Raw genomic sequence first — 21,928 nt, forward strand, 5'->3', positions numbered from 1 at the left:
GGTCAAGCTCTGACCTCGAAGTTAGGGTGAACACCAGTGTTCGATGCACTTCACCGAACATTATTCGGCACGGTGGTGTGGAGAACGTGATGGATGAACTTGATTCGGCGATCGTGCGGGAACTGCAGCGCGATGCCCGGCAGTCGAACCGCGACATCGCCCGCAAGGTGGGTGTGGCGCCGTCGACGTGCCTGGAGCGCACCCGCCTGCTGCGCGAACGCGGTGTGATCCGCGGCTACCACGCCGACATCGCCCCGTCCGCGCTGAACCGGGGCGTGCAGGCGCTGGTGTCGGTGCAGGTGCGCCCCTTGAGCCGGGCGGTGATCGACGCCTTCAAGGCGTTCACCGTCGGCCTGCCCGAGGTGACGGCGGTGTTCGTGATGGCGGGCAGCGACGACTTCGTGATCCACGTGGGCGCTCAGGACAACGAGCACCTGCACGCGTTCCTGGTCGACAGGCTGAGTCAGCGCAAGGAGATCGTCGGCTTCCGCACGTCGATCATCTTCCAGCACCTCGCGAAGCACGACCCGGCACCGCTGCCGGAGGCCTGACCGCTGCCGGTCAGGCCTCCGCGCGGCGTCAGGTGCCGTCGCTGGAGTGCCCTGGGAACAGGTGCGCCGACGGGTTGAGCACCACCGCGATGTTGTTGACCGCGGTCGCCGCCTCACCGAACCCCGTCGCGATGAGCTTGACCTTGCCGGGGTACTGCGCGACGTCGCCCGCCGCGTAGATCCTGTCCAGCTTGGTCTTCATCGTGGAGTCGACGAGCACCGCGCGGTGGTCGAGCTCGAGGCCCCACGACTCGATCGGCCCGAGGTCGGCGGTGAACCCGAGCGCCGCGACCACGGTCTGCGCGGGCAAGGTCCGCGCGTCGCCGCCCTTGACCTTGATGTCCACTTCGGACAGTGGCTCGCCGCGCAACGCCAGCACCTCGGCGTCGGTGATGATCTCGACCCCGAGCTCCCGCACCTGCCGCACGGTGGCGGCGTGCGCGCGGAAGTTGGCCCTGCGGTGCACGATCTTGACGCTCGCGGCGATCGGCTGCAGCGCCAGCGCCCAGTCGAACGCCGAGTCGCCACCGCCCACGATCACCACGTGCTGCCCGGTGTGCTCGGCCAGCACCGGCACGAAGTGGACCATGCCGCGCCCCAGCCAGCCGTCGCCCGCGGGCAGCGGGCGCGGGTTGAACTCGCCCATGCCCGCCGTGATCAGCACGGCCCTGGTGTTGATCGAGGTGCCGTCCGCGAGCCCGACCCGCAGACCGTCCTCAGTGGACTCGCAGGTGCGCGCCTGGCGGCCGAGCAGGTAGTTCGGCTTGAACTGCGCCGCCTGCTCCACCAGGCCGTTGACGAGGTCGCGTCCCCTGACTGCGGGGAACCCGGCCACGTCGAAAATCATCTTCTCCGGATACATCGCGGTGACCTGGCCGCCCGGTTCGGGCAGCGCATCGACCACGGCGACGTTCATTTCCCGGAAGCCGGCGTAGTAAGCGGCGAACAACCCCGTGGGACCAGCTCCCACGATGAGGAGGTCGACGTCACGCTCCATGAGTGGTGCCCTTCTGCCAGTGGTGGGTGGCAGTGCTGTGATCGACGATAGAGACTCGGAGGTATGTCTGAACAGGAGTACCGCGTCGAGCACGACACGATGGGTGAGGTCCGCGTGCCGGTCGACGCATTGTGGCGCGCCCAAACACAACGCGCGGTCGAGAACTTCCCGATTTCCGGTCGAGGCCTCGAACGAGCCCAGATCAGAGCGCTGGGCCTGCTCAAGGCGGCGGCGGCCCGAGTGAACGCCAGGCTCGGCGTTCTCGACGGGGACCTGGCCGCGGCCATCGCCTCCGCGGCCGACGAGGTCGCCGCCGGTCAGTGGGACGACCACTTCCCGGTCGACGTGTTCCAGACAGGTTCCGGCACGTCCTCGAACATGAACGCCAACGAGGTCATCGCCACCCTGGCCACGCGCGCCCTCGGTCGCGACGTCCACCCGAACGACCACGTCAACGCCTCGCAGTCGTCCAACGACACGTTCCCGACGACCCTGCGCGTGGCCACCACCGAGGCCGTGGTGACCGACGTGATCCCGTCTCTGGAACATCTGCTGGGCGTGCTCGAGTCACGCGCGGCCGAGTGGTCCGACCTGGTCAAGTCCGGCCGCACGCACCTCATGGACGCCGTCCCGATCACGCTGGGCCAGGAGACGGGCGCCTGGGCGGCCCAGGTCCGCTACTCCGTCGAACGCCTGCAGGCCTCGATCCCGCGCCTGGCGGAGCTGCCGATCGGCGGCACCGCGGTCGGCAGCGGCCTGAACGCCCCCGCGGAGTTCGGCGCTCTCGTCGCCACCGAACTGGCCAAGGCCACCGACCTGCCACTGGTCGAGGCCCGCGACCACTTCGAGGCCCAGGCCACCCAGGACGGCGTGGTCGAGATGTCCGGCCAGCTCCGCGCCACCGCCGTGGCGCTGTTCAAGATCGCCAACGACCTCCGCTGGCTGGGCTCCGGCCCCCGCACGGGCCTCGGCGAACTGGCTCTCCCCGACCTCCAGCCGGGCAGCTCGATCATGCCGGGCAAGGTCAACCCGGTGATCTCCGAAGCGACGATGATGGTCGTGGCCCAGGTCATCGGCAACGACGCCACCGTCGCGTTCGCCGGCTCGCAGGGCAACTTCCAGCTCAACGTCATGCTGCCGGTCATCGCCCGCAACGTCCTGGAGTCGTCCCGCCTGCTCGCCGCCGTAGCCCGGCTCCTGGCGGACAAGGTCCTGACCGGCACCGAAGCGCAGGCCGAGCAGATGCGCGAGTACGCGGAGTCGTCCCCGTCCATCGTCACGCCGCTGAACCGCTACATCGGCTACGAGGAGGCGGCGTCGATCGCCAAGCAGTCGTTGAAGGAGCGCAAGACGATCCGCGAGGTGGTGCTGGAGCGCGGCCACGTGCCGGGCAAGCTCACCGAGGAACAGCTGGACGCGGCGCTCGACGTGCTGCACATGGCGCGCGGCGGCCGCTGACGCTCAGAGTTCCGGTCGCCGACCTATCCCTCGGCGACCGGAGCCGCCTGTTCCTCGGCCAGGAACGGGTATCGCAGACAGGCAGCCGCCAGGGACTCCTCGTCCGTCATCCGCGGCACCTCCCACCGGTTGGCCGCCATGTGCGCGAGGAACTCCTCAGGCAGCGCCACGTGGTACTTGCGCAGGTAGTGGACGAGCGCGCCGCTCCAGAACCACACACCGTCGGTCCACTCACCGCGCTCCTTGACGCCGGGACCGTCCGGGTCGAGCAGGTCGGTCTCCCAGGACAGCGGGATCACGACCAGATGGCCCTGTTCGAGGTAGCGAAGCGCGTCCCGTTCCCAGGGCTGCTCATCGCCGGTCACCGCGGCCCGAACCTCGTCCGCCGACTCGTAGAACCCGATCTCCCTCGCCACGGCGCCACCGTGACGGAGCTGGTAGGGCGTCACCAGGAACTCGTGGTGCCCGTCCACCGTCGTCACACCCCACGGACGCTCGGTGGACACGGTGACGAGTTCGCCATCCGTGCTCACGACCTCGCAGGCGAGCTCGACGTCGACCGGGAACTCGACGTCGAGGGTCAACCACTGATCGCCCAGGACGGCGGCCCTGTCGACGAAGCTCCGCGTCGCGCCTGTCGCGTCGGTGAACCGGACCTCGACCATCTCGTCGTCGACCCACCGGACCGCCTGGCACACCACGCTCAACATGGGGCAGACGCTAGGGACCTCAGGAGTACATCGCGAGCCAGATCGCGATGTAGTGGCAGATCGCCGCCACCACAGTCGCGGCGTGGAAGAACTCGTGATACCCGAACACCTGCGGCCAGGGATTCGGCCACCGAGTCGCGTAGAACACCGCGCCAACCGTGTAGAGCGCCCCACCCACCAGCAACAGCACCAAAGCCGCAACCCCGGCGTGGTGCAGCAGCTCGGGCAGCACGAACACCGCGACCCATCCGAGCGCGATGTAGATCGGCACGCCGAGCCACCGCGGCGCGTGCGGCCAGGCCAGCTTCAACGTGACACCGAGGATCGCGCCGATCCACACCACGGTCAGCACGACGCGCCCCGTGTCGGGATTCATCGCCAGCAGCGCGAACGGCGTGTAGGTGCCCGCGATGAACACGAAGATCATCGAGTGGTCCAGGCGCTTCATCCACGTGCGCACGCGTTCGGACTTCCACGTCACGCGGTGGTACAGCGCGGAGACGCCGAACAGTCCCAGGACTGTCAGGCCGTAGACGGAGGTGGCGAGGGCAGCGCGCGCGGACACTGTGGACGCTGCCAGGGCGATCAGAGTCGCGCCTGTCGCCACCGAGGCGACGAACGACCAGAGATGCAGCCATCCACGCAGGCGCGGCCGCAGTCCGGGCTGAGGAGGAACGGTCGCAGTGGTCACAGGGTCCTAGGTTACGCGACCGTAGGTTTCCTACCGCGTCTCAGTGATGAACGTTGCACGGCGTACGCTGTTCGGACGTGGCACTCCGCACCCGTGTGAAAGACGTCGCTATCCACTTCTACGAGTGGATTCTCCGCCGCGAGCTCAGCGCGACCACGCAGGTGCCCAAGCACGTCGGCGTGGTTCTCGACGGCAACCGCAGGTGGGCCAGGGAAGCCGGGTTCACCGATGTCGCGCACGGGCACAGGGCCGGCGCTCGCAAGATCCTCGAGCTGCTCGACTGGTGTGGTGACGCCAAAGTGGAGGTCGTCACCCTCTGGATGCTGAGCACCGACAACCTCAACCGCGACATCGACGAGCTGGCGCCGTTGCTCGACATCATCGCGGACATCACCGACGAGCTGGCCGAGGACGGCAAGCCGTGGCGGGTCCGGCACGTCGGCGCGATCGACATGCTGCCCAGGGAGCACGCCGAGCGCCTCACGAACGCCGCGAACAAGACCAAGAACCGCACTGGCATCCAGGTCAACGTCGCCGTCGCGTACGGCGGGCGGCAGGAGATCGCGGACGCCGTCCGGAAGCTCCTGCAGTCGCACGCCGAGCGCGGCGGCACCATCGAGGAGCTGGCCGAGGTCCTCGACGTCGACCACATCGCGGAGCACCTCTACACGTCCGGGCAGCCCGACCCCGACCTGATCATCCGCACGTCCGGTGAGCAGCGGCTCTCCGGTTTCATGCTCTGGCAGTCGGCGCACTCGGAGTTCTGGTTCTGCGAGGCCTACTGGCCCGGTTTCCGGCGCACCGACTTCCTGCGGGCCATGCGCGAGTACGCCAAGCGCCACCGCAGGTACGGCGGCTGACACGACACGCAGAAGGGGCGCCCACCGCGAGGTGAGCGCCCCTTCGAGCGTTGACGACGAGATCAGTCGTCGTAGCCCCACTCGGCGCCGTCCTCGATGCCGCCGGCAGCGCAGGTCTCCGTGATGGAGGGCGAGTTCACCGGAACCGCTCCACCGAGCACCGCGACGTTGTTGCCACACGCGCCCAGAACACCGTTCAGGTTGTTGGCGTTGCCGGCGATGAGCAGCGGCGCGTTCTCCCAGTGGTGGCCGGGAGCGGCCATCGCGGGGGAACCGACGGCAACGAACGCAGCAGCGACACCGAGAGCGGCGGCAGCCTTCTTCAGCACGATTTTTCTCCTCATGAAGGTTTAAGCGGGAAAACGCGTCTGGGGGCGCCAGAAATGACGCCCCCAGACGTACTGCTAAAGGGAGATCAGCCCTCGTCGACGATGCCGCCGGCGGCGCAGGTCTCGGTGATCGACGGCGAGTTGATCGGCACGGCGCCGCCCAGCACGCCGACGTTGTTGCCGCAGGCACCGACAGTGCCGTTGAGGTTGTTGCCGTTCAGCAGGACCAGCAGCGGGCCGTTGCTCCAGTGGTGGCCGTAGCCGTGGCCGTGGTGGCCCTCGCCGGCCATGGCGGCCGGGGCGAACGCGAGCGACAGCGCGGCTGCGGCGACAACCGCGGCACAAGTCTTCTTCACGTCAATCTCCTTCATGTCGGGTTATCCCCGTCATTTCCGGAGTCTTCGGGGATCTCCGGAGCGGTGGGGTCTCCGGGCGGAAACGCTATAGGTATTGATCTCGAATGGCGGCCCGCGTGACCCCATTGTGTGACGTCAAGATCAACAACATTCCCCGATCAGGTGGTCGTCGATTCACGATTCGGTCGCGAGTAAGACGCTGTGGTAGACGCTCTACGCTCTCCGACTCATGGACGCCAACGAGCTGGTGCGCGGCTACCTGGTGCTGGGGCTGCGCCTCGGGCGCCTGGTGCCCGGGTTCGTCGACTCGTTCACCGGCGACCCGGCACTGAGCCGCGCCGTCGACAACGAACCGCGCCTGCACCCCAGGGCGCTGGGAGACCACGCGCGGCTGCTGCGCAGGGAGATTCCCGGCAGCGACCTCGCCGACCAGCGCAAACAGTTCCTCGACGCGCACCTGAGGGCGCTGGAGTGCACCGCGCGCAAGCTCGACGGCGAGCACATCTCGTTCGTCGACGAGGTCCAGCAGTACTTCCAGGTCCGCATCCGCCCCGGTGACGAGGACGCGTACGCGCAGGCCCACCGCAACCTCGGCGCGGTGCTCGAAGGACCGGGCTCACTCACCGACCGCCTCGCCGACTTCCGCGAGACCGACGAGGTGCCCCCACGCAGGCTCCAGGGCGTCGTGCAGGCCCTGTCGAGCGCTCTGCGGGACCGGGTGCGCCAGAAGTACGCGCTGCCCGAGCAGGAGATCGTGGAGTACCAGGTCGTCACGAACAAGCCGTGGAGCGGCTTCAACTACTACCTCGGCGGCTACCGCAGCAAGGTCGCGATCAACGCCGACATGGGCCACCGCATGTCGAACCTGCCGCACCTGGTCGCGCACGAGTCCTATCCGGGCCACCACACCGAGCACTGCCGCAAGGAGGCGGGCCTGGTGGCCAAGCGCGGCCACGCGGAGCAGTCGATCTTCCTGATCAACACGCCGCAGTGCCTGATGGCCGAGGGCATGGCGGACCTCGGCCTGCACGCCGCGGTCGGACCGGGCTGGGGCGTGTGGACGGAGCGGATCCTCGGCGACCTCGGGTTGCGAATGGACGGCGAACTGTCCGAAAAGGTCGAGGCCGCGGCATCGGGCCTGCTCACAGTGCGGCAGGACGCGGCGCTGCTGCTACACGATCGTGGTGCGGATCAGGATGACGTGGTTGCGCATCTGCGCAGGTGGCTGCTAGTCCCCGACCGTCGCGCACGGCAAATGGTCCGTTTTCTGGCCGATCCGCTGTGGCGCGCGTACACCACGACGTACGTCGAAGGGGTGCGTCTCGTACGGGCCTGGCTCGACGTCCGCGCGCCCGGCGAGTCGCTCGACTCCCGCTATCTGAGACTTCTCGACGAGCCCCTCGTGCCGAAATCACTCGAATCCCAGGTCAGGGACGGTGTGTCGTGGTTGGCGCGCAACAACCACGAAAACAGTATCTGACCAGCAAGAACACGGCTGCGGTCACGTTTCGGGTTGTTTTCGGGCAGATGACGAATCGGGAATCACCTGTGTGGCTTCGTGCAGATGAGGCACTTTCGCAGGTAACTTCGAATGTGGCGGGACGCGACCACTGCGGACCGCGCAGGGAGGCTCTGATCGTGGCAGACAACGTCGCGAGGGGGCCGGCACCCGGCCCTCGTGGTCGACCTGCCTGACGCCACACCGGCGGAGGGCAAGACGATCAATCAGGGTGGTGCCTGGCCCAGCGAGGAGCGGACGCGGGTGCCGCGTTCGTGAGGGAGTTGCCGTGAACGCACGACGTCCCGCGAGCCGTTCCTCAGGCTCATCGCGCAGTTCTTCCTCCCGGCGCAAGTCCGCCGCCCCAGCCATCACGACATATGTGCTGGACACGTCGGTACTGCTGTCCGATCCTCTCGCCGCCACCCGTTTCGCGGAGCACGAGGTCGTGCTCCCGCTCGTGGTGATCAGCGAGCTGGAGGGCAAGCGCCACCACCCCGAACTGGGCTGGTTCGCGAGGGAAGCCCTGCGCCTCCTCGACGACCTGCGCTTGCGGCATGGTCGCCTCGATTCGCCGATCCCCATCGGGGATCTGGGAGGCACCTTGCACGTCGAGCTCAACCACTCCGACCCGGAGGTGTTGCCATCAGGTTTCCGAACGGACTCCAACGACGCCCGAATCCTCGCGTGCTCCCTCAACCTCGCTGCTGAGGGGCGCAACGTCACCCTGGTGACGAAGGACATGCCGCTGCGGGTCAAGGCCGGATCGGTCGGCCTGCAGGCGGAGGAGTACCGGGCGCACGACGTCACCCTGTCAGGCTGGACGGGAATGTCCGATCTGGACGTTCCACAGTCCCTGGTGGACAGCCTGTTCAAGGAGAACGTCGTCGACCCCACCCAGTTCGAGGACCTGGAGCACATCGCGGAACTGCCCTGCCACACCGGAATCCGGTTGCTGGCGGGCACCTCGAGCGCTCTGGGCCGGGTGACCGCGGACAAGCAGATCAAGCTGGTGCGCGGAGATCGGGAGGCGTTCGGACTGCACGGGAGGTCCGCCGAACAGCGGATCGCACTGGATCTGCTGCTGGACTCCGAAGTCGGCATCGTCTCGCTGGGCGGACGTGCGGGCACCGGCAAGTCGGCACTGGCGCTGTGCGCCGGTCTCGAAGCCGTGATGGAGCGAAGGCAGCACCGCAAGGTCGTGGTGTTCCGGCCGCTGTACGCGGTCGGTGGCCAGGAACTCGGCTACCTGCCGGGTAGCGAGAGCGAGAAGATGGGGCCGTGGGCGCAGGCGGTGTTCGACACCCTCGGCGCGCTGGTGAGCCAGGCGGTGGTGGAAGAGGTGATGGACCGCGGAATGCTCGAGGTCCTGCCCCTCACCCACATCCGCGGCCGCTCGCTGCACGACTCCTTCGTGATCGTGGACGAGGCGCAGTCGTTGGAGCGCAACGTGTTGCTGACCGTGCTGTCGCGTCTGGGCAGCAACTCGCGGGTGGTGCTGACGCACGACGTGGCGCAGCGCGACAACCTGCGGGTCGGCCGGCACGACGGCGTGGCGGCGGTGATCGAGAAGCTGAAGGGCCACCCGCTCTTCGCTCACGTCACGCTGACCCGCTCGGAGCGTTCGCCGATCGCGGCCCTCGTCACCGAGATGCTGGAGGACTACGCCTCGTAGTGCCGTGAACGAGAACGGCCCCGCGCATTCGTCGCGCGGGGCCGTTCTTCACTTCCGGGTTCTAGTCGAGAGCGCGTTTCATGAAGCCGCGCAGGCCGAGTCCGCCGAAGCCGGCGATCGCGACGACGAGCACGAGCAGCACGATCGGCAACGGGATGTGCGGCACGCTCGGCACCAGTTCGGCGCGCATGCCCTCGCTCACGTACGTCAGCGGGTTGAGCGCGCAGACCACCTTGAACCACAGCAGATCATCGCTCAGCGACCGCCACGGGAACTGGGCGGACCCCGTGAACAGGATCGGGGTGAGGATCACCGCGAACATCACGTTGACCCGGCGCGCGGGCACCGACGTGCCGATGACGAGGCCGACGCTGCCACCCGCGAGACATCCGAGAACGATCACCAGCAGTGCGCCGGGGATTCCCGACCACGCCCACGACACGTCGAGCATCACGAAGCCGACCGGCACCATCAGCACGGCCGCGAAGAACCCGCGGACCGCGCCGAACACGATCTTCTCCACCGCGACCAGCGGGATGGAGATCGGCGCGAGCAGCCGGTCCTCGATCTCGCGCGTCCACGAGAAGTCCAGCACCAGCGGCAGCGTCGTGTTCTGCAACGCGCCCAGGAACCCGTTCATCGCGATGATGCCGGGTAACAACACCTGGGCGAAGTCGTCCTGGACGTACCCGATGTCCCCCAGCACCTTCGCGAAGATGAAGAGGATGAAGAACGGCTGGATGATCACCTGCGCGAGGAAGCTCGGCAGCTCGCGGCCCGTGACGAAGACGTCGCGCCACAGGATCGCCTGGAACGTCCTGAGTTGACTCACCGAAGCTCCCTGCCGGTCAGGTGGATGAAGACGTCTTCCAGGCTGGGCTTGCCGATCGCGACGTCGCTGACCGTGACGTCGAGGTCCCGCAGGACGTTCAGCACCGCGGGCAACGTGATCGCGGTGTCGCTGTCGGTGTAGACGCGGAACACGTCGTTCAGGTCCTCGACCCGCTGCACACCCTCCACTTCGGACAGTCCCTGGGTGATCTTGGCGGGCTCGCTGCCGTTCGGGCTCACCGTGACGCTGACGGTGTTGCTGCCGGGCAGGCTCTTCGTGAGCTCAGCCGGCGTGTCCAGCGTGAGCAGCTTGCCGTGGTCGACGATGCCGACGCGGTCGCACAGCTTTGTGGCCTCGTCCATGTCGTGCGTGGTGAGCACGACCGTGACGCCGTCCGCGTGCAGTGCGGCGACGCGCTCGTGGACGAAGAGCCTGGCCTGCGGGTCGAGTCCGGTGCTCGGCTCGTCGAGGAACAGGACCCTGGGACGGTGCATCAGCGCGCGGGCGATCATCAGCCGTTGCGCCTGACCGCCGGACAACGTGTCGACGAGCGCGTTCTGATGGTCCTTGAGACCCATCCGCTCGAGGATGTCGTCGGCGAGCGCCTGGCGTTCCTTCGGGCCGATGCCGTGATAAGCCGCGTGGAACAACAGGTTCTGCCGCGCGTTGAGCGACCGGTCGAGGTTGTTGCGCTGCGGCACGACGGCCAGCAGCTGCCGCGCGCGCTTGGAGTCGGCCACCACGTCGACGCCCTCCACGAACGCCTGCCCCGAGGTGGGGCGGACGCGCGTGGTGAGGACACCGACCGTGGTCGTCTTGCCCGCGCCGTTGGGCCCGAGCAATCCGAAGACCTCACCCCGGCGGACGTCGAAACTCAATCCGTCCACCGCGGGCTTTTGTCCCGTTTTATAGACTTTGCGGAGATCTCTTACCGAGACCGCTTCGTCCACTTTTTCACCATCCCCCTGGCAACGGCCTTCCTTCCGCGAATCCAGCGGCGGACTGGATGCCGAGCACAGCCTTGTCGTGGAATTCCTCCAGCGAGTTCGCACCGGCATACGTGCAGGCCGAGCGAACGCCGGACGTTATCGCATCGAGCAGGTCCTCCACGCTCGGGCGCACCGGGTCCAACCTCATCTTCGAGGTCGAGATGCCTTCTTCGAACAACCCCTTCTTGGCCCGGTCGAACGCGTTGTCGCTGCGCGTCCGCGCCGTCACAGCGCGCTTCGACGCCATTCCGAAGGATTCTTTGTAGAGGTTCCCGCGCTCATCCCGCTGCAGATCCCCAGGCGACTCGTACGTCCCCGCGAACCAGCTGCCGACCATCACGCTGCTGGCCCCTGCAGCCAACGCCAGCGCCACGTCGCGTGGGTGCCGCACGCCGCCATCGGCCCACACGTGCTTGCCGAGCTTCCGAGCCTCCGCGGCGCACTCGGCCACGGCGCTGAACTGCGGCCGCCCCACGCCGGTCATCATCCGCGTGGTGCACATCGCACCGGGGCCGACACCGACCTTGATGATGTCCGCGCCGGCCTCGACCAGGTCCCGCACACCCTCCGCGGTGACGACGTTGCCCGCCGCGACCGGCACGCTCGGGTTCGCTTCCTTCACGGCCTTGAGCGCCGCGATCATCTTCTCCTGGTGCCCGTGCGCCGTGTCCACGACCAGCACGTCCACCCCGGCCTTGATCAGCGCTTCGGCCTTGGCCCGCACGTCCCCGTTGACCCCGACGGCGGCCGCGACCCGCAACTTGCCGTCGTCGTCCTTGGCGGGCTGGTAGACCTCGGCCCTGAGCGCCGTCAACTCGGTCAGCACGCCCCTCAACCGGAGCGAGTCGTCCACGCCCAACGCGATCTTGTGCGCGCTGTGGTGCAGCTCGTCGAACACGTCCTGAGGCCGGGAGTCGAGCGACAGCTTCAGCACGTCGGTGTTCATGACGTCGCCAAGGCGCGCGAACCGGTCCACGCCCGTGAGCGCGGCCTCGTCGACAACGCCAAGAGGCCGCCCACCGTCGTCCACGATGACAACCGCCCCGTGTGCCCGCTTGTGAAGCAGGTTCCAGGCGTCCGCCACCGCGTCACGCGTCGTGAGCGTCAACGGCGTGTCCCAGACGGGATGCCGCTCCTTGACCCACGCGATGATCTCCGCGACGGCCTCGGTGGGCACGTCCTGCGGGATGACGACGAGCCCGCCACGCCGCGCGATGGTCTCCGCCATCCGCCGCCCGGCCACGGCCGTCATGTTCGCGACGACGATGGGGATCGTGGCCCCGGTGCCGTCCGAAGTGGAGAGGTCGACGCCGAACCGGGACTCCACGGCACTGCGGCCGGGAACGAGGAAGACGTCGTCGTAGGTCAGGTCGTAAGAGGGTCGATGCCCTTCGATGAACCGCACGTGCTTCCACGATACGCGCCGTGTCTCACTTGGGCAGCCGGTCTCACTTGGACAGGCGCGTCACGGCTTCCAGACGTAGCCGGTGGTCGTGGTCACCACGACGAACCCGAGGCGTTCCAGGATCGGCCTGCTGTCCTCCGACGCGTCGACCTGCAGGTACTTCACACCTCGTTCGAGCGCGACGCGCGCACGGTGTGCCACGAGAGCGCGGTAGATGCCCTTGCCTCGCCACCGCTCAAGCGTGCCGCCACCCCAGAGCCCGCCGAATTCGGTGCCGGGCACGATCTCCAGCCGCGCGGACGACACGACCTGGCCGTCGGCCTCCGCGATCACGACGACCGTGTTCGGGTCGTCCTTCTTCTCCAGCAGGTAGTCGGCGAGCCAGCTGCTGTCGCGCTCGAACACCTCCGTGGCGGTGGTGGCGAGCCGATGCAGGTCGGCCTCCTCCCTGGTCTCGCGCAGGACGATCCCGTCTTCAAGGTCGACCGGTCCCGCCATCTCCTCGGCGAGTCCGACGAGCACGGTCTCGCGGCCCTCGGAGACGAACCCGGCCGCCTCCAGCCGTTCCGGCAGGTCCGCGGGCCTGTCGTGACCCCAGGTCTTCCACTCGACGGCCTGCCCGCGGGCGGCGAAGAAGTCGCGCTGACGTGCGATCACCGCGTCCAGCTCGGCGCCGGCGAGGCGGAGGTTCGGCGGGCCTGAGACGAAACCGCGGCGGTGGTCCCAGGCGACCCGGAACACCTCCGCGTCCTGCACGGCGTCGGGATACGCCTCCCACTCGGCGGAGCGGGCCTGGGTGTCGAATGCGCTGAGCAGCGCGGAAGCGTCGGTCACTGGCTGGACGCTATTGCCGGGCGCCGGTGGCCGCACGCGATTTTCGAACCAGAACCGCCCGAGCGCGAGCACGCTGACCGGCCACTTCTCGGTGAGGACGCGCTGCAGGGCGGGATGCTCGGAGCCGGTGACGCGGGGCAACCACTCGCCTGGTTCTCCGGCGAACGTCACCGGGGCGCCGTAGACCTCCGGCCAGGGCTCGACCACGTTGAGCAGGAGACCTCGGGCGGGCACACCGCGCCAGCCGTTCTCCAGCTCGGAAGCGAGTTCGCCGCTGTCGCCGAAGTCGAGGACGACCCAGACCTCGATCCGCACCGTTCCTCCGGTGTCGAGGCTGATCGGCAGGACCACCCGGATCGTGAAGCCGAAGTCCTGCACGGCGACGACCCGCCCGTCGTACCAGCTCACCGTCGCGCCGCGGTCCAACTCCGTCCACTGCGCGAAGTCGTCCGGCTCGGCGTAGACGCGGCCGAACTCCTGGTGCGCTCCCCCATGCCGCCACGCTAGCGGCGGTCAGGTCCGGCGAGCATCCATGACGGCTCGGCGCGACCACGTCTCGGTCAGAGCCCGCCTCAGCAACGTGTCCGGCTCGTCCAGCGCCCCGCAGACGCCGAGCGTCACGGCCGCGCCACCCCGCGGAGAAGCCGGCTCAGTCGCCTTGATTCGGTTGTGCGGCAAGCAGAAGCGCCCTCACCTCCTCGATGGTCGTCGCCTCCGACGGGTCCTTGTCCGGGCGGTAGCGCACGACGCGGGCGAACCGCAGCGCGACGCCACCGGGATAGCGCGGCGAGACCTGCACGCCGTCCAGTTCGATCTCGATCACCAGCTCGGGGCGGACCATGACCACCCAGTCGTTCTGCTCGGCGGCGATCTCCTGCAGGGCCTTGGTCTGCCACTTCAGCAGCTCGTCGGTGAGGCCCTTGAAGGTCTTGCCGACCATCACGGGCGGGCCGCCGTCCGGGTCGCGGGCGCCCAGGTGCAGGTTCGAGAGCCAGCCGCGGCGGCGGCCGCTGCCCCACTCGACGCCGAGCACGACCAGGTCGAGCGTGTGCACCGGCTTCACCTTCTGCCAGGCCTTGCCGCGACGGCCTGCCGCGTAGGGCGAGGCCAGCGACTTCACCATCACGCCCTCGTGACCCGCGGACAGCGATGCCGTGACGACGGCCGCCGCCTCCTCCGGCGACGGGTCCAGCACGCCGGGGATGACGTGTTCGCCCGCCACCTGCCGCAGTGCGGCGAGGCGGTCGCGCAACGGCTCGTCGAGCAGGTCCTTGCCGTCGAGGTGCAGGCAGTCGAAGAAGTACGGGTGCAGCAGCAGCTCCCGTTCGTCCTGCGCGCCGAACCTGCTCATCGTCTCCTGGAACGGGCGGGGTCTGCCCTCGTCGGTCAGCGCCAGCGTCTCGCCGTCGAGCACCACCGACGTGCACGGCAGGTCGCGCACGAGTTCGACGAGCTCGGGCACCGTCTTGGTGATCTCGCGCAACGTGCGGGTGTAGACGTGGACCTCGTCGCCGGAGCGGTGCACCTGGATGCGCGCGCCGTCGAGCTTGTGCTCCACCACGACGCTGCCCAGCTCGGTCAGCGCCTCGTCCAGCGACTCCGCGGGCGAGGCCAGCATCGGCCGCAGGGGGCGCCCGACCTCCAGCCGGAACGCCTCCAGGGCCGGCGCACCGCCGTCCAGCGCGGCCACGGCGGTCTCCGGTAAGCGGCCGGACAGCATGAACGCGCGCCGCACCGTCTCGCCCGGCACGTCCGCCGCGGAGGCGATCGCGTCGAGCATCACGCCCTCCAGCGCGCCCTGGCGGAGCTCACCGGTGAGCAAGCGGCGCAAGAAGTCCTGCTCGGCCTCGGTCGACCGCCCGAACAACGCCGTCAGCAGGTCGATCCGGCGCTGCGCCGAGCCCTTGCCGGACGTCGCGGCCACCTCGGCGAGCGCGGCGTCGACCTCGGCGATCGTCAGTTCGGCATGCGCGACTGGAGGCACGGCCAGGTCGACGACGGTGCGCCAGCCCGCACCGATACGACCCTGCCGCGGGGTGCCTATGAGGAACGACACCACCGCGACCACTACGTCCGCCGTCGCCGCGCGCAGCAACGCGGACAACGCCTTGACCTTGGCCAGGCGCGACCGGGTCGCCGCTACGGCGGCCGACGTGTCGACCACTTCGGAGAGAAGCACGTGTTCAATGGTGCACCCCGGCACTGACAATTTCTGGAGGCGCGGGCTAGGCTGGCCCGTCAACCGTTCTACCTGGGGGTTTACCGAACCATGAACGCTTTCAAGATCGTCGCGGCTGCCCTGCTGTTCGCCGCCGCCGCGGTGACGACGCTCAGTGCCGCCGGTGACGGCACCGACCGCGAGCACATCATGAGCGACCGCGAGCACATCATGAGCACCGACCGCGAGCACATCCTCTAAGCCACGGCCGCATCGGCGATCTCCCTGACCGCCTCGCGCAGGCGGTCAGGGGTGAGCGCCGCGTAACCGAGCACCAAACCGGGCCACATGGGCGTGCGCGTGTACTGCGCCAACGCCCAGACGTGCACGCCGCGGTCCGCAAGCCTGCTCTTCAACGCGAGGTCGTCCGTCCCGTCAGGCATGCGCAGCACGACGTGCAGACCAGCCGCGACGCCGATGGGCTGCCATGCGGGCAGATGCTCCGCAACGGCTTCCAGCAACGCGTCCCGCCTCTTCCGGTAGAGCGCGCGCGTACGACGCAGATGGCGGTCATAGCCACCCGTCCGCAACAGGTGCGCGAACGCGGCCTGCGGGATCGTGCCGGTGCCCATGTCGTTGTACTGCTTGCGTTGCACGATGCCTTCGCGCAGCCGTTCCGGCACCACGAGCCACCCGAGGCGCAACGCGGGTGCCAGCACCTTGCTCGTCGTGCCCTGGTACACCACGTGCTCGGGCGCGAGAGCCTGCAACGCCCCCAGGGCCGGCCGGTCGTACCGGTGCTCGGCGTCGTAGTCGTCCTCGATGATCAACGCGTCCCGTTCGCGCGCCCAGTCGACGAGCGCCCGCCGCCGTTCCGGATGCAGCACCACTCCGAGCGGAAACTGGTGTGCCGCGGTGACCAGCACCGCTTTGCAGTCCGTTTTGGACAGAAGATCGACCCTGATGCCCTTGTCGTCCACCGGAACCGCCACGGTGTTGAGTCCGTGCGACCGCAGCATGTTCTCGCCGCCGAAGTGGCTGGGCTCCTCGATCGCGATGCTGCCGTTCAGCATTCGGGCGGTGAGCTGCAGCCCGTCCGCCGCGCCATTGGTGATCACCGCGTCCTTCGCGACGACCGCCCGCACCCGCGAGAGGTAGTCGACGATCTCCTTGCGCAGCCCCACGAAACCGGCCGGGTCGGGATAGGCGAGGTCCTCGTCGGGGAGCTCGGCGAGCGCCGAACGATGAGCCGCCACCCACTCGGCGCGGGGAAACGCGCCCAGCGCGGGCAGGCCGGGCCGCAGGTTGTACCGCCACCGCGGCGGCGGCTCCGGCACACCGCACACGCCGGCCGGTCCGAGGCTCGCGACCGTCGTCCCCGACCCGCGCCGGCTGGTGAGATACCCCTCCGCGACGAGCTGCGTGTACGCCGACGTCACCGTCCCGCGCGCCACGTCCAGCTGCGCGGCCAGGTCCCTGCTCGACGGCAGCCGCGTGCCCGGCAGAAGCCGCCCGTCCCGGATCGCCCGGCGCAGTTCGACCTCCACCCCGCGCCGCCGCTGATGCCCCGGCAACAGCAGCTCGCGAAAAGTGGTCCAGTTCGTAGCCATTGAAGTGGAGCTTAAACCTGGACCAGTTCAGCGCAAGGGTGGTGAGCATGAAACTCGGGGTGGCCGCGGGAGCGACAGCGGCAACGATCGTCGGAGCGTCCGTTCCGATCACGGGAATGCTGGAGGGCTACCCGGTCCTGACCGGCCAGGCCATGCGCTACGCCCTCGGCGCGGCCGTGTTGCTGCTGGTGGCACGCCGTCTGCCGATGCCGTCGTGGCGTGACATCCCACCGTTGCTCGGTGTGGTCGTCACGGGCATGCTCGGCTTCAACGCCGTGCTCATCGCCGCCCAGCAATACGCGGAACCGGGCTTCGTCGCCGCCGTCATGGGCGGCGCCCCCATCGCTCTAGCGCTGCTCTCCCGTCAACGAACCGCATCGGCCGTAGTGGGCGCCGTGGTGGTGGCGGCAGGCATTGTGCTGTTGTCCGGCGGCGGCTCGTGGCACGGCCCGGGCCTTGCGCTCGCATTGATCACGATGGCCGGCGAAGTCTGTTTCACCTTGTTCGCCGTGGGTGTCGTACGACGCCTTGGCGTGCTCGGCGTGGCCACCTGGACGTGCATCCTGGCGACGGTGATCGGCGCTGTGCTCGGCACGTTCGTCGGCGGCTGGCAGATGCCGAACGCCAAGCAGGGCTTCTCTCTCGCGCTGCTGGCCGTGGTGGTGACCGCGCTGGCCTTCGGACTCTGGTACTTCGCCGTGAACCGCCTGGGCTCCGACCGCGCGGGCGTGCTCATCGGCCTGATGCCGGTCTCCGGCCTGGCAACGTCCGTACTACTCGGCGCACAGGAACTCACGCTCGTGTCCGTAGCCGGTGTCACCACGGTCGCACTCGGGTGCGTCATCGGGCTCCGACGGGGAACGCACGAGCCAACTGGAACACACGAACCAACGGAAGCCCACCACACACACGACGCGGGCCGGGTACCCCCAAATTCAACAATAGCGAAAGGGTCTGACACTCCTGCGGAAGTCGTTGCGCCGTAAGAGCGTTCAGGAGTTGGCGATCACGACTGCCATCTGCCGGACGATCGCCCGGGAGGCGCCGGGTTCGGCGAGGACCCGGTCGAAGATCTCCCGCTGTGCCTCCGTGAACCGCCCGCGCTCGATCAAGGCGACGGCAAGGCTTTGCACATCGACGTCCTCGGACGCGCCCTGCGAGTACCAGACCCACACGGCGTGAAGGGCGGCCTCGCGCGGTGCGCCGTACCAGTGCGACGGCCGGTTCGGGTTGGGCGCGGACGGGTGCGGCACGCGGTAGCCCAACTGCTTGGCGCGCCGCCGAAGCACCCCATAGGCGTGCAGTTCGGCCTGCCAGGCGGTGTAGCTCGCGGTCAGCAGTTCCATCGCCCGCGGCAACGCGGCCGGGTCACGGGTGAAGTCACCTGCCACGAAACGAAGAAAGCTCAACGAAGCGTGAAACCCGATCGGGCTGTAGCGCTCCAAGCAGTAGCAGAGTGCCGTCACACGACGCCCCAACGGAAGCGAGTCGTCGAGTACTTTCCTCCTGTCACTGGAAAAACTCACGAGCTGACCTTCGCGAGCCACGACGCGGCCTCGTCAGCGGGCAGCACGCGGGCGATGTTGACCAGAGGCGTCATCATCGGGTAGATGCGGCCCGTGTTCCACGAGCGCTGGTACGGCGGCGGGTCCAGCACGACGACGCGGCGGCCCTCGAACAACGGGATGTCGGACGGACGGCCCTCGTTCCAGATCGTGTCGCCGAAGCCGTCGGAAAGCTGGAACTGGCCGCGGATCCCGCCCTCCGGCTGGAGGTCCTCGCCCACGGACGCCGCCTCCACCCACGCGTCCAGCGGCGGTTCGCCGGGCACGTGCTCGGGGACCAGGCGGTACGCGAGCAGCGTGTGGAGCTGGAAGTTGTCGCCGAGGCCGCCGATCGTCACCTCGAAACCGGTGCCAGTGGGCCGATGCAGCACCAACAGCGGTTCGAGGTCCACGACCATCAGCAGGCCGTACAGCCACGAATCGGTTGGTACTGCGGCGAGAAGGCGCTCGCGGTGCGGCAGGCCGGCGCGGACGTCCTCGTCCTGCAGGGGCAGCAGAAGAGCGCGCTCCCAGGCCTCGCCGTCGCCGCGTTCGAAGGCTTCCACCACGCGCAGAACCAGCGGCTCCAACGCATCGCACGCGCCGATGTAGAACAGCAGGTTGCCGAGCAACTCGTTGACCTGGACGTCCGACGACGAAGACAGGACCAGGGCCGCCGCCGACATCTCGTCGGGCGAACGGCCCTGGGCCTCGTTGATGAACGTTTCGAACGCGCCCGGCTCGTCCCGGACGACCGCTTCCGCGACCGACGTCAGATCCACACGCAGGAGGTTAGGCCAGATCAGGCCCCTGCGAGCGGAGATCGTCAACCTTCGACATGGCGTCACGCAGTTCGTCGAGCCACGTGTCCGCGTGCTCGCCGACCAGGCGAACGGCCCATGCCAGAGCGTCTGCCCGTGAGCGGGCTACGCCAGCGGCTACCAGCGTGTCGAGCACCTGCCGTTCCGGCTGACGCAGGCGCGTCATGACCGGCACGGCCAGGTGCGTGAAGAGTTCGCGCGTGCCGCCCTGCACGGCACCCCAGGCGACCTTGCGACCGTAGCGGTGCTCGGCCTGGCGGGCGATCTCGATGCGTTCCTCGCGGGTGTCCTCACGCCAGCGTGAGATGCGGCCCGACTCGGCCGCGGCGCGCGAGGCGTCGTCGAACTCGCCCTCCAGCGCGGGCAGCGTGCCGACGACCGTGATCTCCTCGCGGTCGATGATCACCTCGGGCGTGCCGGTGAACCACGCGTCCGGCAGCCTGCCCGCGAACCACGCCGCCGCGTCGTCGGCCGACGGCAGGTCAGCCTGCTGCCATCCGCCTCGTCCTCGCCATCCACGTCCCATTACAACCACCTCTGATTACATGATTACGTTGTAACCGACGTTACGCCTGCAATCAGCGGGTGGTGTTCGCCGTCAGCGAAGTGACCAGCGCATCTACTGATACGACAGGCCGGTCGCACACGTAGCCACGGCACACGTAGGCCGCAGGGCCTTCGTCCACCAACGGCCTGTCTTCGAGCAACGGCACGGACGAGGGCTCACCGGCCACGACGACGCCGCCTCCCGGAACATGAGCCACCGCCGCCGCCCACAGCGACGCACGGCGTGAGTCGTCGGCACCTACTACGGCCACCTGCAACGGACCGGCCACCAACGCCTCGGCGACGGTCAGCCAGTGGCCGGCGAACCGGGGTGCCCGCGCGGCCAGCAGACCGGCCCGCGTGACGGCGTCCGACGCGGCGGTGAAGTACAGCGACGAACGGTCGGCGCCCGCCAGCAGGGATGCTGTCGCCAGGGCCGAGGCCAGCGAGGACGCCCCGGAAGGCGACGCGTTGTCGGTCGAGTCGGCGGGGCGGCGCACCAGCGTCTCGGCGTCGTCGGCGGTGTCGTAGTAGGCGCCGGGCGAGTCCGGGACGGCGAACCGCGAGAGAGCGGTGTCCAGCAGGCCGCACGCCAGATCGAGCCACCGGATCGAGCCGGTGACCTGGTGCAATGCCAGCAGGCCGTCGGCGAGGCAGCCGTAGTCCTCCAGCACGCCGAACGACGGCCCGGCCACGCCGTCACGCGAGGTCCGCAGCAGCCTGCCCTCGACCATGTGCACCGAGGCCAGCAACGACGCCGCCTCCGAGGCCGCCGCGATCCACGACGGCTCGTCGAAGAACGCGCCCGCCTCGGCCAGCGCGGCGATCGCCATGCCGTTCCAGGAGGCGATCACCTTGTCGTCCCGGCCGGGCTGCGGCCTTCCGGCGCGCACCGCCAGCAAGGCGGCCCGCACCTCCTCCCCCGGCTCGGACACGAACCGCAGCGTCGACTTGCCGCCCTCGAAGTTCGGCTCGGAGGTCACGCCGAACGCGGCCGCCGCGTCGCCCAGTTCCTCGAACGACCACACGTAGGTCAGGCCCTCGACGCCCTCGGTGTCCGCGTCCAGCGAGGCCGCGAACCCGCCCTCGGCCGTGCGCAGATCCCGCAGCAGGAACGAGGCCGTGTCGCGCGCGACCCGCTCGTAGCGCTCAGAACGCGTCACCCGCGTCAGGTGGGTGTAGAAGCGGAGCAGCAAAGCGTTGTCGTACAACATCTTCTCGAAGTGCGGCACGACCCACGACGCGTCGACGCTGTAGCGCGCGAACCCGCCGCCGAGCTGGTCGTACATGCCGCCGTCGGCAATCGCGTCGGCCGTCGCGGTCGCCATCGAGACGGCCTCGACCGAGCCGGTGCGTTCGTGGTGGCGCAGCAGGAACTCCAGCGCCATCGACGGCGGGAACTTCGGCGCGCCACCGAACCCGCCGTGGCGCCGGTCGAACTCGCCCAGCAACGACACCACGGCGCCCGCCAGCGCGTCCGAGTCCACAGCGGACGGATGCAGCGGCGACGCGTGGCGCGAAATCTCCTCCACCACAGCGGAAGCGGACTCCAGGATCTCGCCCGGCCGTTGCGCCCACGTCGCCGACACGGCCTCGATGAGCTGTGTGAACGACGGCATGCCGGGACGCGGCGACGGCGGGTAGTAGGTGCCCGCGTGGAACGGCCGCGCGTCCGGCGTGAGGAACACCGTCATCGGCCATCCACCCTGGCCGGTCATGGCCTGCGTGACCTCCATGTACACGGCGTCGACGTCCGGGCGTTCCTCGCGATCCACCTTCACCGACACGAAATGCGCGTTCAGGAAGGCGGCGACCTCCGCGTCCTCGAAGGACTCGTGCGCCATCACGTGACACCAGTGGCAGGCCGCGTAGCCGATGGACAGCAGCACCGGCGCGTTGCGCCGTCGTGCCTCCTCGAACGCCTCCGCGGACCAGGGCCACCAGTCGACCGGGTTGTCCGCGTGCTGCAGCAGGTAAGGGCTGGTCGCGTGCGCAAGCCGGTTAGTCATGCGAACCACACTAAATGAGCAGCGCAGAGGCCGAATCTCGATCAGACTCAGGCTC

Annotated in this window: 22 protein-coding genes; 7 read left to right on the top strand and 15 right to left on the bottom strand. The window is 68.8% G+C overall.

From position 1 onward, the window contains the following. Positions 1-89: 89 nt before the first annotated feature. Positions 90-551, top strand: a complete 462-nt coding sequence (locus SK854_RS39625; RefSeq protein ID WP_093602793.1) for an Lrp/AsnC family transcriptional regulator — start codon at positions 90-92, stop codon at positions 549-551. Positions 552-579: 28 nt separating this feature from the next. On the opposite strand, the gene SK854_RS39630 is transcribed toward SK854_RS39625, so the two are convergent. Next, entirely contained in the window at positions 580-1,548 is a 969-nt protein-coding gene (locus SK854_RS39630; protein WP_319980277.1) for an NAD(P)/FAD-dependent oxidoreductase, read from the bottom strand. Between the two features lie 63 nt (positions 1,549-1,611). Here SK854_RS39630 and SK854_RS39635 point away from each other — a divergent pair, with 63 nt between their 5' ends. Then, entirely contained in the window at positions 1,612-3,006 is a 1,395-nt protein-coding gene (locus SK854_RS39635; protein ID WP_319980278.1) for a class II fumarate hydratase, read from the top strand. A gap of 23 nt (positions 3,007-3,029) precedes the next feature. Here the strand turns inward: SK854_RS39635 and SK854_RS39640 are convergent, their stop codons facing one another. Together SK854_RS39640 and trhA are read right to left on the bottom strand one after the other, a co-directional pair. Then, the gene (locus SK854_RS39640) at positions 3,030-3,716 is read right to left on the bottom strand and encodes a hypothetical protein (protein ID WP_319980279.1); all 687 of its coding nucleotides are present in this window, start codon (positions 3,714-3,716) and stop codon (positions 3,030-3,032) included. Positions 3,717-3,735: 19 nt separating this feature from the next. Further along, entirely contained in the window at positions 3,736-4,407 is a 672-nt protein-coding gene (gene trhA, locus SK854_RS39645; protein WP_319980280.1) for a PAQR family membrane homeostasis protein TrhA, read from the bottom strand. 77 nt (positions 4,408-4,484) lie between these two features. Between trhA and SK854_RS39650 the strand changes: the two genes are divergently transcribed. Beyond that, entirely contained in the window at positions 4,485-5,267 is a 783-nt protein-coding gene (locus SK854_RS39650; RefSeq protein ID WP_319980281.1) for an isoprenyl transferase, read from the top strand. Positions 5,268-5,329: 62 nt separating this feature from the next. On the opposite strand, the gene SK854_RS39655 is transcribed toward SK854_RS39650, so the two are convergent. Continuing rightward, entirely contained in the window at positions 5,330-5,596 is a 267-nt protein-coding gene (locus SK854_RS39655; protein ID WP_319980282.1) for a hypothetical protein, read from the bottom strand. Between the two features lie 86 nt (positions 5,597-5,682). Continuing rightward, positions 5,683-5,952, bottom strand: coding sequence for a hypothetical protein (locus tag SK854_RS39660; RefSeq protein ID WP_319980283.1), 270 nt, complete (start codon positions 5,950-5,952; stop codon positions 5,683-5,685). Positions 5,953-6,181: 229 nt separating this feature from the next. Here SK854_RS39660 and SK854_RS39665 point away from each other — a divergent pair, with 229 nt between their 5' ends. Then, entirely contained in the window at positions 6,182-7,432 is a 1,251-nt protein-coding gene (locus tag SK854_RS39665; protein WP_319980284.1) for a DUF885 domain-containing protein, read from the top strand. A gap of 388 nt (positions 7,433-7,820) precedes the next feature. Beyond that, positions 7,821-9,125 (top strand): PhoH family protein, encoded by a 1,305-nt coding sequence (locus SK854_RS39670; RefSeq protein ID WP_402910872.1) that lies wholly within the window; start codon positions 7,821-7,823, stop codon positions 9,123-9,125. Positions 9,126-9,186: 61 nt separating this feature from the next. Here the strand turns inward: SK854_RS39670 and SK854_RS39675 are convergent, their stop codons facing one another. From SK854_RS39675 to SK854_RS39695, 5 genes are all read right to left on the bottom strand, one after another. Then, on the bottom strand, positions 9,187-9,957 hold the full coding sequence (locus SK854_RS39675) for an ABC transporter permease (RefSeq protein WP_319980286.1): 771 nt from the start codon (positions 9,955-9,957) through the stop codon (positions 9,187-9,189). Then, positions 9,954-10,907, bottom strand: coding sequence for an ABC transporter ATP-binding protein (locus SK854_RS39680; protein WP_319980287.1), 954 nt, complete (start codon positions 10,905-10,907; stop codon positions 9,954-9,956). Before SK854_RS39680 ends, SK854_RS39675 begins: the two co-directional genes overlap by 4 nt. A 4-nt stretch (positions 10,908-10,911) precedes the next feature. Beyond that, on the bottom strand, positions 10,912-12,351 hold the full coding sequence (locus SK854_RS39685) for a GuaB1 family IMP dehydrogenase-related protein (protein ID WP_319980288.1): 1,440 nt from the start codon (positions 12,349-12,351) through the stop codon (positions 10,912-10,914). Positions 12,352-12,411: 60 nt separating this feature from the next. After that, complete coding sequence (locus SK854_RS39690) at positions 12,412-13,611, bottom strand: GNAT family N-acetyltransferase (RefSeq protein ID WP_319980289.1); 1,200 nt, start codon at positions 13,609-13,611, stop codon at positions 12,412-12,414. Between the two features lie 223 nt (positions 13,612-13,834). Then, positions 13,835-15,364, bottom strand: a complete 1,530-nt coding sequence (locus SK854_RS39695; protein ID WP_319980290.1) for an ATP-dependent DNA ligase — start codon at positions 15,362-15,364, stop codon at positions 13,835-13,837. 90 nt (positions 15,365-15,454) lie between these two features. On the opposite strand from SK854_RS39695, the gene SK854_RS39700 reads away from it, so the two are divergent. After that, the gene (locus SK854_RS39700; protein WP_319980291.1) at positions 15,455-15,604 is read left to right on the top strand and encodes a hypothetical protein; all 150 of its coding nucleotides are present in this window, start codon (positions 15,455-15,457) and stop codon (positions 15,602-15,604) included. Here the strand turns inward: SK854_RS39700 and pdxR are convergent. Beyond that, a complete protein-coding gene (pdxR, locus tag SK854_RS39705; RefSeq protein WP_319980292.1) occupies positions 15,601-16,953 on the bottom strand; it encodes a MocR-like pyridoxine biosynthesis transcription factor PdxR in 1,353 nt (450 codons plus the stop codon). The genes SK854_RS39700 and pdxR overlap by 4 nt on opposite strands. Positions 16,954-17,000: 47 nt before the next feature. On the opposite strand from pdxR, the gene SK854_RS39710 reads away from it, so the two are divergent. Then, entirely contained in the window at positions 17,001-17,939 is a 939-nt protein-coding gene (locus SK854_RS39710; RefSeq protein WP_319980293.1) for a DMT family transporter, read from the top strand. A 6-nt stretch (positions 17,940-17,945) separates the two neighbouring features. Here SK854_RS39710 and SK854_RS39715 read toward each other — a convergent pair whose 3' ends face one another. From SK854_RS39715 to SK854_RS39730, 4 genes are all read right to left on the bottom strand, one after another. Continuing rightward, a complete protein-coding gene (locus SK854_RS39715) occupies positions 17,946-18,344 on the bottom strand; it encodes a hypothetical protein (RefSeq protein WP_319980294.1) in 399 nt (132 codons plus the stop codon). Positions 18,345-18,475: 131 nt separating this feature from the next. Continuing rightward, positions 18,476-19,279 carry a hypothetical protein gene (locus tag SK854_RS39720; RefSeq protein ID WP_319980295.1) on the bottom strand — a complete coding sequence of 268 codons (804 nt, stop codon included), beginning with the start codon at positions 19,277-19,279 and terminating at the stop codon, positions 18,476-18,478. 10 nt (positions 19,280-19,289) lie between these two features. After that, positions 19,290-19,844: a hypothetical protein gene (locus SK854_RS39725; protein WP_319980296.1), complete on the bottom strand. Its 555-nt coding sequence runs from the start codon at positions 19,842-19,844 to the stop codon at positions 19,290-19,292. A gap of 52 nt (positions 19,845-19,896) precedes the next feature. Beyond that, a complete protein-coding gene (locus tag SK854_RS39730) occupies positions 19,897-21,873 on the bottom strand; it encodes a thioredoxin domain-containing protein (protein ID WP_319980297.1) in 1,977 nt (658 codons plus the stop codon). Positions 21,874-21,928: the final 55 nt, after the last annotated feature.

This window comes from Lentzea sokolovensis, assembly GCF_033949975.1.
Lineage (GTDB): Bacteria > Actinomycetota > Actinomycetes > Mycobacteriales > Pseudonocardiaceae > Lentzea > Lentzea sokolovensis.

Excerpts from the sequence above, each read along its gene's own strand:
- SK854_RS39730 (WP_319980297.1), bottom strand. The coding sequence starts at position 21,873 with ATGACTAACCGGCTTGCGCACGCGACCAGCCCTTACCTGCTGCAGCAC.
- SK854_RS39665 (WP_319980284.1), top strand. The coding sequence starts at position 6,182 with ATGGACGCCAACGAGCTGGTGCGCGGCTACCTGGTGCTGGGGCTGCGC.
- SK854_RS39700 (WP_319980291.1), top strand. The coding sequence starts at position 15,455 with ATGAACGCTTTCAAGATCGTCGCGGCTGCCCTGCTGTTCGCCGCCGCC.
- pdxR (WP_319980292.1), bottom strand. The coding sequence starts at position 16,953 with ATGGCTACGAACTGGACCACTTTTCGCGAGCTGCTGTTGCCGGGGCAT.
- SK854_RS39635 (WP_319980278.1), top strand. The coding sequence starts at position 1,612 with ATGTCTGAACAGGAGTACCGCGTCGAGCACGACACGATGGGTGAGGTC.
- SK854_RS39625 (WP_093602793.1), top strand. The coding sequence starts at position 90 with ATGGATGAACTTGATTCGGCGATCGTGCGGGAACTGCAGCGCGATGCC.
- SK854_RS39725 (WP_319980296.1), bottom strand. The coding sequence starts at position 19,844 with ATGGGACGTGGATGGCGAGGACGAGGCGGATGGCAGCAGGCTGACCTG.
- SK854_RS39640 (WP_319980279.1), bottom strand. The coding sequence starts at position 3,716 with ATGTTGAGCGTGGTGTGCCAGGCGGTCCGGTGGGTCGACGACGAGATG.
- SK854_RS39630 (WP_319980277.1), bottom strand. The coding sequence starts at position 1,548 with ATGGAGCGTGACGTCGACCTCCTCATCGTGGGAGCTGGTCCCACGGGG.
- SK854_RS39710 (WP_319980293.1), top strand. The coding sequence starts at position 17,001 with ATGAAACTCGGGGTGGCCGCGGGAGCGACAGCGGCAACGATCGTCGGA.